This window comes from Pseudomonas sp. EU05-FHT14B02, from assembly GCF_058791055.1.
Map to the genome: position 1 here is coordinate 1 of NZ_JBYTDD010000053.1, position 11,809 is coordinate 11,809.

11 protein-coding genes and 1 riboswitch are annotated in these 11,809 nt (G+C 59.5%); of the genes, 5 read left to right on the forward strand and 6 right to left on the reverse strand.

From position 1 onward, the window contains the following. Positions 1-115: 115 nt before the first annotated feature. Together AC3WTM_RS29225 and AC3WTM_RS29230 are read right to left on the reverse strand one after the other, a co-directional pair. Positions 116-499 (reverse strand): MAPEG family protein, encoded by a 384-nt coding sequence (locus AC3WTM_RS29225; protein WP_057712957.1) that lies wholly within the window; start codon positions 497-499, stop codon positions 116-118. A gap of 31 nt (positions 500-530) precedes the next feature. Then, entirely contained in the window at positions 531-1,364 is an 834-nt protein-coding gene (locus AC3WTM_RS29230) for an EamA family transporter (protein ID WP_102672858.1), read from the reverse strand. Positions 1,365-1,681: 317 nt separating this feature from the next. Between AC3WTM_RS29230 and AC3WTM_RS29235 the strand changes: the two genes are divergently transcribed. Next, a complete protein-coding gene (locus AC3WTM_RS29235) occupies positions 1,682-2,851 on the forward strand; it encodes an MFS transporter (RefSeq protein WP_102672859.1) in 1,170 nt (389 codons plus the stop codon). A 3-nt stretch (positions 2,852-2,854) separates the two neighbouring features. Here AC3WTM_RS29235 and AC3WTM_RS29240 read toward each other — a convergent pair whose 3' ends face one another. Beyond that, positions 2,855-3,751, reverse strand: a complete 897-nt coding sequence (locus tag AC3WTM_RS29240) for a formate/nitrite transporter family protein (protein ID WP_102672860.1) — start codon at positions 3,749-3,751, stop codon at positions 2,855-2,857. Positions 3,752-3,905: 154 nt separating this feature from the next. After that, entirely contained in the window at positions 3,906-4,307 is a 402-nt protein-coding gene (locus AC3WTM_RS29245; protein WP_102672861.1) for an acyl-CoA thioesterase, read from the reverse strand. A 197-nt stretch (positions 4,308-4,504) separates the two neighbouring features. Continuing rightward, positions 4,505-4,607: riboswitch (S-adenosyl-L-homocysteine riboswitch) on the forward strand. A gap of 23 nt (positions 4,608-4,630) precedes the next feature. Here AC3WTM_RS29245 and ahcY point away from each other — a divergent pair. The 4 genes from ahcY (at position 4,631) to rhlE2 (ending at position 10,144) form a co-directional block, all read left to right on the forward strand. Further along, on the forward strand, positions 4,631-6,040 hold the full coding sequence (gene ahcY, locus AC3WTM_RS29250; RefSeq protein WP_090451894.1) for an adenosylhomocysteinase: 1,410 nt from the start codon (positions 4,631-4,633) through the stop codon (positions 6,038-6,040). A 158-nt stretch (positions 6,041-6,198) separates the two neighbouring features. Then, complete coding sequence (metF, locus tag AC3WTM_RS29255) at positions 6,199-7,044, forward strand: methylenetetrahydrofolate reductase [NAD(P)H] (RefSeq protein WP_102672862.1); 846 nt, start codon at positions 6,199-6,201, stop codon at positions 7,042-7,044. A 193-nt stretch (positions 7,045-7,237) separates the two neighbouring features. Beyond that, the gene (locus AC3WTM_RS29260; protein ID WP_102672863.1) at positions 7,238-8,053 is read left to right on the forward strand and encodes a substrate-binding periplasmic protein; all 816 of its coding nucleotides are present in this window, start codon (positions 7,238-7,240) and stop codon (positions 8,051-8,053) included. Between the two features lie 222 nt (positions 8,054-8,275). Further along, positions 8,276-10,144 (forward strand): RNA helicase RhlE2, encoded by a 1,869-nt coding sequence (rhlE2, locus tag AC3WTM_RS29265; protein WP_090451898.1) that lies wholly within the window; start codon positions 8,276-8,278, stop codon positions 10,142-10,144. 178 nt (positions 10,145-10,322) lie between these two features. On the opposite strand, the gene AC3WTM_RS29270 is transcribed toward rhlE2, so the two are convergent. Further along, on the reverse strand, positions 10,323-10,910 hold the full coding sequence (locus AC3WTM_RS29270; RefSeq protein WP_102672864.1) for a YceI family protein: 588 nt from the start codon (positions 10,908-10,910) through the stop codon (positions 10,323-10,325). Between the two features lie 32 nt (positions 10,911-10,942). Beyond that, positions 10,943-11,494: a cytochrome b gene (locus AC3WTM_RS29275; protein WP_102672865.1), complete on the reverse strand. Its 552-nt coding sequence runs from the start codon at positions 11,492-11,494 to the stop codon at positions 10,943-10,945. Positions 11,495-11,809 lie beyond the last annotated feature (315 nt).

The window sequence follows — 11,809 nt, forward strand, 5'->3', positions numbered from 1 at the left end:
GATAGATGAAAGCAAGCCAAACACGCATCAAAACCAGTATTGCAGAAATGGGGGGATCCATAGATGTGGGAGCGAGCCTGCTCGCGATGAGGCTGGCAAAAATCCTGAAGATCTCTCAGGCTGACACCACAAAGAAACTCACGATCAACCCCATCCCCACGAACCACATCAACGACCGCAGCGTCGCCCAGTCCGCCAGATAGCAAATGATGTAGAGCAGCCGGCTGGTAATGAACAGCACGGCCAACACATTGATCGTCACCAGTTCGGCATTGCCGGCCAGATGCGCCACGATCACCGCCGCAGCGAACGCCGGGGTCACTTCAAAGCTGTTCAGTTGCGCCGCATTCGCGCGCCTGCCCAAGCCTTCCAGCGAATCGAGAAAGTCCCGGGGATCATGGTTGTCTCTCAACCTGAACCCGCCACTGATCTTGGCCACGCCCACACACACATACGGCAGGAAAATCGCGATCAAAATGCACCACAGAGCAACCGTCATAAAGCAGTCCCTTCTTCACGTTTCAGAACAGTCAAAATTTCATGACCAATATACCGATCAGCACCAGCCCACAGGCCAAGAGGCGCGGCCCGCCAAAAGGCTCTTTCAGGTAACGCATGCCAAACAGCACCACCAGAATTACGCTGATCTCGCGCAACGCCGCCGCTTCTGCAATTGAGCCCAGTTGCATCGCCCACAGCACCAGAGCGTAGCTGAACAACACGCAGAACCCGACAGCCAGGCCCAGTCGCCACTGCTCTCGCCAGAACAACATGAACGCGGGTCGTTTGCGCACCAACGCCAACAGCGGAAACGGCCAGGCACTGAGCAAGGTGACCCAGACCAGATAGTCCAGTGGATGGGACCAGCGCCGCAATGCCTGCCCGTCAATGTAGGTGTAGCAACCGATGCACAGGCCGATCAGCGCCACCACCGGCAACATCGACCAGGGCAAACGCGCACCACCGCCGCCCTGCCAGAGCAGACACAGCATGCCGAACGGGATCAACAGGATTCCGAAAATCTGCTGATGGGTCAGCACTTCCCCGGCAAAGATCAGCGTCAGCGCCAGCACCACCAACGGTGACAGGCCGCGCATCAATGGATAGACCAGCCCGAGGTCGCCGACCCGATAGGCCTGGATCAGCAAATAGCGATAGAGCAACTCGAACGCCGCCGAGGCCAGGATCCACGGCCAGATCTCCAGCGGCGGCACGCTCAGGAACGGGAACATCAGCGCAACAAAGAGCAGCGCCACGCTGTCCATGCAGGCCACCACCAACAGCCGCTCCGCACTGAACTTGATCAGGGTATTCCACGCCGCATGCAACAGCGCCGCCGCCAACACCAACGCCGTCGCAAGCACGGCCTACTCCTTTTGTTGTCTCCACGATCCCCGTAGGAGCGAGCTTGCTCGCGAAAAACGTGAGGACAACGCGCTCAATCAGAGAGCACCCGTCTTCGTTCACGTCCATCGCGAGCAAGCTCGCTCCTACAGGGGCCGGGTAGAGAATTGATTCGCCATATTTCAGTGTCTGTTTATACTGCAAGCGACCACGCCGCACTCAGTTGCGCACAAACTAATTCCAATAAAAATCCTGCCCGGCCCGCTCTCGTCGAGAACGGTCGTCGGCCTGCGTATGCCTGATCACAGCGTCAAGACTACCGACAGAGACCTTGCGCATGCCACTTGCTTTGCTTGCACTCGCCGTTGCCGCCTTCGGCATCGGCACCACCGAATTCGTCATCATGGGTCTTTTGCCCGATGTCGCCCGCGACCTCAGCGTGAGCATTCCCGACGCCGGATTACTGATCACCGGCTATGCCCTGGGCGTGGTGTTCGGTGCACCGATCCTCGCGGTCGGCACCGCCAATATGCCGCGCAAGGCCACGTTGTTGGGTATGACGCTGATGTTCATCCTCGGCAACATGCTCTGCGCGCTTGCGCCAAACTACGCCACGCTGATGGCCGCGCGCGTGATCACGGCACTGTGCCACGGCGCATTTTTCGGCATTGGTTCGGTGGTGGCCGCCGGGCTGGTGGCCCCCAACAAAAGGGCTCAGGCGATTGCCATGATGTTCACCGGCCTGACCCTGGCCAACGTGCTCGGCGTGCCACTGGGTACCGCACTCGGGCAATACGCAGGCTGGCGCTCGACCTTCTGGGCTGTGTCGGTGATCGGGGTGCTAGCGGCGATTGCGCAATGGGTCTGGCTGCCGAAAAACATCGCGATGGATAAAGCCACCCTGGCCAGCGAGTTCAAGGTGCTGGGAAAGGCCAACGTAGTGCTGGCCCTGGGCATGAGTGTACTGGCCTCGACCAGCCTGTTCAGTGTGTTCACGTACATTGCGCCGATCCTGCAGGACATCACCGGTGTCAGCCCCCACGGCATCACCATCATGCTGCTGTTGTTCGGTGTGGGCTTGACCGCCGGCAGCATGCTCGGTGGTCGTCTGGCGGACAGCCGCTTGCTGCCTTCGCTAGTGGGCATGGCGCTGGCGGTGCTGGTGGTACTGGCGGTATTCACGCACACCAGTCACTCGGTCATCCCGGCGGCCATCACACTGGTGTTGTGGGGGACGTTTGCCTTTGCCTTGTGCCCGATCCTGCAACTGCTGATCATCGATCAGGCCCACGAAGCACCAAACCTGGGTTCGACCCTGAACCAGAGCGCCTTCAACCTCGGCAACGCCGCTGGGGCATGGATTGGCGGGCTGGTTGTGGCCAGCGGTGCCGATCTGGCGGACTTGCCCTGGACCGGTGCACTGGTCAGCGGGCTGACCGTCTTGACCGCACTGTTTTTCATCTATCGCCAGCGTCGCGGTGTAGCTGCGCTTGATGCGGTGGGCTGAAGATCAGCTTGATGGTTTTTTGATTTTCTGCGGATCGGGTGCTTCGCTCTGATCCGCAGATGTTTTCGGCGGCCCGCTTTCGCTGCGAATCTGCGCATGGCTGATCAGCGCGAAAATAAAACTGCCACCGATGATGTTCCCCGCCAGCGTCGGCCCGGCGAACACCAGCCAGAAATCACTCCACGACAACTCTCCGGCAAATACCAGATACGAAACCTCCAGCGAACCGACCACGATGTGGGTGAAATCCCCCAGCGCCATGAGGTAGGTGATGAGGATGATGATCCACATCTTGGCGCTCTCCATGGATGGGATCATCCAGACCATGGTGGCGATCATCCATCCGGAAATGATGCCCTTGGCGAACATCTGGCTGGCGTGGTTTTCCATGACCTTGCGGCCGATATCGAGGAAGGCGACGTCGGTCTTGCTGTCGAAAATCGGCAGTTCCAGCATCACGTACGCCACCAGCAAGGTGCCACAGAGGTTGCCGACCAGCACCACCGTCCACAGCCGTAGCAGCCGGCCGAAGTTGGCCAGCGTCGGTTTGGTCATTACCGGCAACACGGCAGTCAGGGTGTTTTCGGTGAACAGTTGCTGGCGAGCGAGGATCACCGCGAGGAAACCGGCGCAATAACCGAAACTCGCGATCACCTTGAATCCTTCGCCATCCGGAAGACGTGAATTGAGCAAGCCCATGCCCATCAGCGACAGCCCCATGGTCAACCCCGCCGCGAGCGCCGACCACCACAACGCGGCAATGCTGCGCTCCAGTTCCTGGTCGCCCTGGGTACGGATGATCTCATGCAGCACTGCGGCACGGGGTGGCTGGCTCTTTTCGACTTCGTGCTCTTCTTGTGCCGAAAGGTTCGGGGTCTTGCCGTCTTGTGCCGAGTTCATGGGATGCGCAACCGGTGGCGGGCTATTCAGCTATGACCTGTGCAGCGGGGATTCCGTTCTGTAGGAGCGAGCATGCTCGCGATGGACTTGAGAGCACCACTGGGTGTCAGGTACCCAGTGTTATCGTTAACGACTATCGCGAGCAGGCTCGCTCCTACACGCTGGCGTCGTCCTTGAACTGGTCCTTGACGTACTTGATCTCGGTCCGGCCGTGAGGCATCGGCAAGCCGTCTTCACCGAGGTTCACGAACACCATTTTTTCAACGGTGAGGATGCTCTTGCGGGTGATCTTGTTGCGCACCTCGCACGTCAGGGTGATCGAAGTGCGGCCAAACTCGGTCGCCGTGATGCCCAGTTCGATGATGTCGCCCTGGCGTGAGGCGCTGACGAAATTGATTTCGGAAATGTACTTGGTGACCACACGCTGGTTGCCCAACTGAACGATGGCGTAAATCGCCGCCTCTTCGTCGATCCAGCGTAGCAGGCTACCGCCGAACAGCGTGCCGTTAGGGTTGAGGTCTTCGGGTTTTACCCATTTGCGGGTGTGGAAATTCATGTTCACTCCTGAGCGTCTTGCCGAATGATGCCGACCATCATGGCAGAGCCCGACCTAGAGCTCTATTGAGCATCGTCTATGGTCTCGATTACCGTTCGGACATTGACCGACAGAAACGCTTTGGAAGATCGGCATAGCCCGCTATAATCGCCACCGTTTCAAAACGGTCATCTTCAATTGCTACCGTTTCCCGCCACCTGTCCGAGGGGCGCTGCAGCAGGTTCGACCTGTCAGGCTCGGATGGGGCGTTGCCTGGCCTTCACTGGCTGGACACTAAACGCACAACGGCGCCCATTCGCATACATTACGAATGGAGGCTCTTCATGAGCGCTGTTATCACGCCTGCAGATTTTAACGATTACAAAGTTGCCGACATGTCCCTGGCTGCCTGGGGCCGCCGCGAAACCATCATCGCCGAATCCGAAATGCCTGCCCTGATGGGTCTGCGCAACAAGTATTCCGCCGAGCAACCGCTCAAGGGCGCGAAGATCCTCGGCTGCATCCACATGACCATTCAGACTGCCGTGCTGATCGAAACCCTGGTTGCCCTGGGTGCCGAAGTACGCTGGTCGTCCTGCAACATTTTCTCGACTCAGGACCAGGCTGCTGCTGCCATCGCCGCTGCCGGCATCCCGGTTTTCGCCTGGAAAGGTGAAACCGAACAAGAGTACGAGTGGTGCCTGGAGCAGACCATCCTCAAAGATGGCGCGCCTTGGGATGCCAACATGATCCTCGACGACGGCGGTGACCTGACCGAGTTGCTGCACAAGAAGTACCCACAGGTTCTGGACCGCGTCCACGGCGTGACCGAAGAAACCACCACCGGCGTTCACCGCCTGCTGGACATGCTGGCCAAGGGCGAGCTGAAAATCCCGGCCATCAACGTCAACGACTCGGTGACCAAGAGCAAGAACGACAACAAGTACGGCTGCCGTCACAGCCTGAACGATGCGATCAAGCGCGGCACCGACCACCTGCTGTCCGGCAAGCAAGCGCTGGTCATCGGCTACGGCGACGTGGGCAAGGGTTCGGCCCAGTCCCTGCGTCAGGAAGGCATGATCGTCAAGGTTTCCGAAGTCGACCCGATCTGCGCCATGCAGGCCTGCATGGACGGTTTCGAAGTGGTTTCGCCGTTCATCGACGGTATCAACAACGGAACTGAAGCAAGCATCGACAAGGCACTGCTGGGCAAGATCGACCTGATCGTGACCACCACCGGTAACGTCAATGTTTGCGACTCGAACATGCTCAAGGCCCTGAAGAAGCGCGCAGTTGTCTGCAACATCGGCCACTTCGACAACGAAATCGACACCGCTTTCATGCGCAAGAACTGGGCATGGGAAGAAGTGAAGCCGCAGGTTCACAAGATCCACCGTACCGGCGCTGGCGATTTCGACCCACAGAACGACGACTACCTGATCCTGCTGGCCGAAGGCCGTCTGGTTAACCTGGGCAACGCCACTGGCCACCCGAGCCGCATCATGGACGGTTCGTTCGCCAACCAGGTTCTGGCCCAGATCTTCCTGTTCGGCCAGAAGTACGCCGACCTGTCGCCAGCCCAGAAAGCCGAGCGCCTGACCGTTGAAGTGCTGCCGAAGAAACTCGACGAAGAAGTGGCCCTGGAAATGGTCCGTGGCTTCGGCGGCGTAGTGACTCAACTGACCAAGACCCAGGCCGACTACATCGGCGTGACCGTTGAAGGTCCGTTCAAGCCGCACGCCTACCGCTACTGATAGACCGGCTTTTCCTGTGTAGGAGCGAGCTCGCTCGCGATGGACGTCAACGATAACGCGTGCTGTCTGGATGAACGCGTTGCCTTGATGTTTTTCGCGAGCAAGCTCGCTCCTACAGGGGGCCAGCGTCCGCCTTATGAGTTTCCAAGGATATGACCATGTCCCAAGATCGTCGCTACAGCTTCGAGTTCTTCCCTACGAAGACCGATGCTGGGCATGAAAAGCTGCTCGCCACTGCTCGCCAGCTGGCCATCTACAACCCCGATTTTTTCTCCTGCACCTACGGCGCCGGCGGTTCGACCCGTGATCGCACGCTGAACACCGTGCTGCAGCTCGAAAGCGAAGTCAAAATCCCTGCCGCCCCGCACCTGTCCTGCGTGGGCGACAGCAAGGAAGACCTGCGCGGCCTGCTGGCCCAGTACAAGGCCGCCGGCATCAAGCGAATTGTCGCCCTGCGCGGTGACCTGCCTTCGGGCATGGGCATGGCCAGCGGTGAAATGCGCCACGCCAATGACCTGGTTGAATTCATTCGTGAAGAAACCGGTGATCACTTCCACATCGAAGTCGCCGCTTACCCGGAAATGCATCCGCAAGCGCGCAATTTCGAAGACGATGTTGCCAACTTCGTGCGCAAGGCCAAGGCTGGCGCCGACAGTGCGATCACCCAGTACTTTTTCAACGCCGACTGCTACTTCTACTTCGTGGAACGCGTGCGGGCATTGGGTGTGAACATCCCGATCGTGCCGGGCATCATGCCGATCACCAACTACAGCAAGCTGGCGCGCTTCTCCGATGCCTGCGGTGCGGAAATCCCGCGCTGGATCCGCAAGCAACTGGAAGCCTACGGCGACGACACCCAGAGCATTCAGCGCTTTGGCGAACAGGTCATCACCGAGATGTGCGAACAACTGCTGCAGGGTGGCGCTCCAGGGCTGCACTTCTACACCCTGAACCAGGCTGAAGCGAGCCTGGCCGTGTGGAACAACCTGAAGTTGCCGCGCTAAAAAGTCGTTGAAGCACAATTAAAAGATCGCAGCCTGCGGCAGCACCTACGACGGAATGTTAAATCCCGTAGGAGTTGTCGCAGGCTGCGATTTTTTTGCTTTCAACGCACTATTAATGTGCGGCAATCCACGGAGTTAGAGCATCTGCGGTCAGTTTCTGGCTCTTTCCGGTTTCTCGTCGTAATCTCAGCCTATGCCTTTGATCACGCAGTTAATCGCCGTGCTTGTCTTCACTTGCCTGAGCTTCGCCGCCCGGGGCGAGAAACTGCGCATTGTCACGGAGCCTTGGGCGCCCTATGTGTACGAAGACAACGGCAAATCCCTGGGCCTGGACTACGAAACCACCGCCATTGTCTTCAAGCGCCTGGGCATCGAAGTGGAGTGGCAATTCCTGCCATGGAAACGCTGCTTGTCGATGCTTGAAACAGGCCAGGCCGACGGCGCCCTGGACATCTTTCACAGCGACGAACGCGAAGCGACGCTGCTCTACCCCAGCGAACCGCTCTCGGAAGTCCAGTTCGTGATGTTCTACGCCAATGACCGGCCCCACCCGTTTCTCAGCCTCGATGACTTGCGCGGCCTGACCATTGGGACCTCGCCGGGTTACCTATACAGCAAGGATTTCAGCGATTCGACGCTGTTCACCCGCGAGCCGGCCCCCACCCATGAAGCCAACTTCGGCAAACTGGTACGCGGGCGAATTGACCTGCTGATCACCGACCGCCGGGTCGGCCAGCATTTGCTCGACGAACTGGGCATCCGCGACAAGATCACCGAAAACCCCACGGTCATCAGCCAGCAAAGTCAGTTTCTCGCGGTGCGGCGCAATGCGGGCATGGATCTGCTGGTGCAGCGTTTCGGCGCAGAACTCAAGCGTTTCAAGCGCGAGCCCGCCTACGCTGAACTGAGCGCCCGCTACGGCGCGGAACCGGCAGCCAGCGTGAAAGCTGAGAAGACCACGGCCGCAGCGGAAAAAACCGTTGAGCAGCAGGAAAGCGGCGCGCAGTGATAGCTCTGTTATACTCCGGCCTTCCCGCCAGGCTCACGCCCGGACGCTCGGAATCGTTAAAGGCATCTCAACCCCGCTACTGCGCAGCTTTCAGCCCGCGCGAGCGCTTGCAGACGAGCCTTCGAAACCCAGCAGGACCGGACGGGATTGCGTCCTCTTAAACGCCATTCGCGCCAGGCAAGACTCCCATTGGGCCAAGCCCTAACTAGAACAGGATTACTCATGTCCTTTGCTTCCCTCGGTCTCTCCGAGGCTTTAGTCCGCGCCATCGAGGCGGCGGGCTATACCGAGCCTACTCCGGTGCAACAGCGGGCCATTCCCGCCGTGTTGCAAGGTCGCGACCTGATGGTCGCGGCACAGACAGGTACTGGTAAAACCGGCGGTTTCGCCCTTCCGATCCTGGAGCGGTTGTTCCCCAACGGTCATCCGGACAAGTCCCAGCGTCATGGCCCGCGCCAACCGCGCGTACTGGTCCTGACCCCGACTCGCGAACTCGCCGCGCAAGTGCATGAAAGCTTCAAGGTCTATGCCCGTGACCTGAAGTTCGTCAGCGCCTGCATCTTCGGCGGTGTCGGCATGAACCCCCAGGTTCAGGCCATGTCCCGCGGCGTAGACGTGCTGGTGGCCTGCCCTGGCCGCCTGCTCGACCTGGCCGGCCAAGGCAGCGTCGATCTGTCCCACGTGGAAATCCTCGTGCTGGACGAAGCCGACCGCATGCTCGACATGGGCTTCGTCCATGACGTGAAAAAGGTCCTGGCCCGTCTGCCGGCCAAACGCCAGAACCTGCTGTTCTCGGCGACCTTCTCCAAGGACATCACCGACCTCGCCGGCAAGCTGCTGCACAACCCGGAACGCATCGAAGTCACGCCGCCAAACACCACGGTCGAGCGTATCGAGCAACGCGTATTCCGCCTGCCGGCCAGCCACAAGCGCGCCCTGCTGGCCCACCTGATCACCGCTGGCGCCTGGGAACAGGTACTGGTGTTCACCCGCACCAAGCACGGTGCCAACCGCCTGGCCGAGTACCTGGACAAGCACGGCCTGAGCGCCGTCGCGATCCACGGCAACAAGAGCCAGAACGCCCGCACCAAAGCCCTGGCCGACTTCAAGGCCGGCACTGTGCGCATCCTGGTGGCCACCGACATCGCCGCCCGCGGCCTGGACATCGACCAGTTGCCACATGTGGTCAACTTCGAACTGCCGAATGTCGATGAAGACTACGTGCACCGTATCGGTCGTACCGGCCGTGCCGGTCGTTCGGGCGAGGCGATTTCGCTGGTAGCCCCGGACGAAGAAAAACTGCTGAAAAGCATCGAGCGCATGACCAAGCAGAAAATCGCCGACGGCGACCTGATGGGCTTCGATGCAAGCACCATCGAGGCGGAAAAGCCTGAAGTGCGCGAGCGTCCGGACATGCGCAACCCGCGCAATCCACGTGGCCCGCGCGGCGACGGTCCGAACGGCAGCGGTGGCGGCGGTGGTCGCAAGGACAAAGGCAAGGACAAGGGCAAGGAAAAACCGGCCGGTGAACGCGGCGAGCGCCCGGCCCGCCAGCAGAAACCACGTGAAGGCACTCCGGCTCGCGAACAGCGTCCGTCGCAGCCTCCTCGTGCCGCCGCTGACCGCGCCCCGGACGAGTTCCTGGACGACGATATCGATAACTTCGGCAACCGCGTCGACTACGTGCCGCAACAGAAGCCCGCGCAAGGCCGTGGCCGTCGCCCGGGTGCTCCGGCACAAGGCACCGCGGCAGGTTCGGGTGCTCCACGTTCCGGCAAGCCACAAGGTCGCCAGAACGGTCCCCGCAACAGCGATGGCGCCAGCACCGGCACTCCGCCAGCCAAGCGTAACGGCCCTCGCAGTGGCGCACCGCGCGACGGCCAGGCCCGTCGCGAAGATTCGCGCAACCGCCGTCCGGCCCGTGACGACCAGCCACGTTCGGAACCTGCCGTGCAGAACCCGCGTGGCCCGGCACCGAAGATCATGCACAAGGAGTCGAAGGCGGATCGCTTCCCGACACCTGAGCAGCTGGATCAACTGCCAAGCCGTCCTCGTGGTGAGAAACCAGCGCTGCTGACCCGCAATCGCTGAGTTATCGCTGCAATGAAAAATGCCCCGGTTCGAAAGAGCCGGGGCATTTTTTTGATCAGTGCAAAAACCTGTGGGAGCGAGCTTGCTCGCGATGGTCGTCAACGACAACCCTGGAAGCCTGATGCTCCGTGGTGCTCTCAGGTCTATCGCGAGCAGGCTCGCTCCTACAGTCTCAGCATTACTTCGCTTTTACACCTTCAAAGGTCACGTACATCTCAACCGCATCGGACGATGGGCCCAGGTCTTTCTGCTTGCCGAAGTCGGAACGCTTGAGGCTGAAAGTACCCTCGAAGCCTGCACGGTAGCCGCCCCATGGGTCCTTGCCTTCACCCAGGAACGTAGCCTTGACCACGATTGGTTTGGTTACACCAAGGATAGTCAGGTCGCCAGCTACATCGGCAGTGTCCTTGCCAGCGGCGTCTTTGCCAGTGGGTTTGACGCTGGTGGAAACGAACGTGGCTTTGCTGGCGTTCAGGAAGTCTTTGCTGGAGATGTGCTTGTCACGCTCGGCGTTGTTGGTGAAAACGCTGGCGGTGTTCACGTTGAACTCGATCTTGCTGTCTTCAGGCTTGGCAGCGTCGAAGCTGAACTTGCCGTCGATGTCCTTGAAAGTACCGGTGATGAAGCTGTAGCCCAGGTGGCTGATCTTGAAGTCAACGAAGGCGTGCTGGCCTTCTTTGTCGACCACGTAGTCAGCGGCCATTACGTTACCGGCGGACAACAGGGCGGAACCGATTGCCAGAGCGGCCAGAGTCTTTTTCAACATGCTTTGTTTTCCTTTGGAGTCGAGGTTGAACTTCAGGCTTTGCGACCCAGCATTCGCTTGAGGGTCACATCACGGTCGATAAAGTGGTGCTTCAATGCTGCCAACGCATGGAGGCCGGAAAAAATTACCAGCACCCACGCCAGGTAGAGGTGAATCACACCGGCGGTATCTGCCTGGTCCGGCAGTCCGGACACCAGCGCAGGCACTTCAAACCAGCCAAACACCGGGATACCGACACCTTCTGCAGTGGAAATCAGGTAACCGGCAATCATCACAGCGAACAGACTGAGATACAGAAAGCCATGGCCGAAATGGGCGCCCAGGCGCGTCATGCGGCTGTAGCTGGACAAGGTTGGCGGCGGTGGGCTGATGAAGCGCCACAACACCCGCAGCACCATCACACCCAGCAACACCAGGCCAATACTCTTGTGCAGGTCCGGCGCGTCTTTGCGCCAGGTGCTGTAGTAGTCGAGCCCGACCATCCACAGCCCGAGGGCGAACAAGCCGAACACGGCCAGGGCCACGCCCCAGTGCATGAAGATGCTGACCCAGCCGTAGCGGGAGGTAGAGTTACGTAGCTGCATTGCCTAGATCCTGTAAGTGCTGGCCCAAGACTATCGAGTTATCTATCGAATTAAAGCGGAAAAATTCGCTTGGAAATATCGAAAAATGCGATCAAGAGTCTGCAGCCTGCGAGTTAAGGAAAGATTAAAGGCAAAATTGTGAGAAAAAGTGAATACAAACCGGAGAACACCTGTATCAAAAGGTTTATTCGATTCTGGTCCCGGTTTTTCTCCAGGCAAAAAAACGCGGCCCTTGAGCCTAATGCCAGTCAGTTAAGCTGACTGGCATTTTTCTTTCTGATCGGATATTTCGGCGATTTGAGTCGGATGGCCCGG

What these genes read in the sequence shown, in the direction of transcription:
- AC3WTM_RS29260 (WP_102672863.1), top strand. Translation starts at nt 7,238, where the DNA reads ATGCCTTTGATCACGCAGTTAATCGCCGTGCTTGTCTTCACTTGCCTG.
- metF (WP_102672862.1), top strand. Translation starts at nt 6,199, where the DNA reads ATGTCCCAAGATCGTCGCTACAGCTTCGAGTTCTTCCCTACGAAGACC.
- AC3WTM_RS29235 (WP_102672859.1), top strand. Translation starts at nt 1,682, where the DNA reads ATGCCACTTGCTTTGCTTGCACTCGCCGTTGCCGCCTTCGGCATCGGC.
- rhlE2 (WP_090451898.1), top strand. Translation starts at nt 8,276, where the DNA reads ATGTCCTTTGCTTCCCTCGGTCTCTCCGAGGCTTTAGTCCGCGCCATC.
- AC3WTM_RS29225 (WP_057712957.1), bottom strand. Translation starts at nt 499, where the DNA reads ATGACGGTTGCTCTGTGGTGCATTTTGATCGCGATTTTCCTGCCGTAT.
- AC3WTM_RS29270 (WP_102672864.1), bottom strand. Translation starts at nt 10,910, where the DNA reads ATGTTGAAAAAGACTCTGGCCGCTCTGGCAATCGGTTCCGCCCTGTTG.
- AC3WTM_RS29240 (WP_102672860.1), bottom strand. Translation starts at nt 3,751, where the DNA reads ATGAACTCGGCACAAGACGGCAAGACCCCGAACCTTTCGGCACAAGAA.
- AC3WTM_RS29245 (WP_102672861.1), bottom strand. Translation starts at nt 4,307, where the DNA reads ATGAATTTCCACACCCGCAAATGGGTAAAACCCGAAGACCTCAACCCT.
- ahcY (WP_090451894.1), top strand. Translation starts at nt 4,631, where the DNA reads ATGAGCGCTGTTATCACGCCTGCAGATTTTAACGATTACAAAGTTGCC.
- AC3WTM_RS29275 (WP_102672865.1), bottom strand. Translation starts at nt 11,494, where the DNA reads ATGCAGCTACGTAACTCTACCTCCCGCTACGGCTGGGTCAGCATCTTC.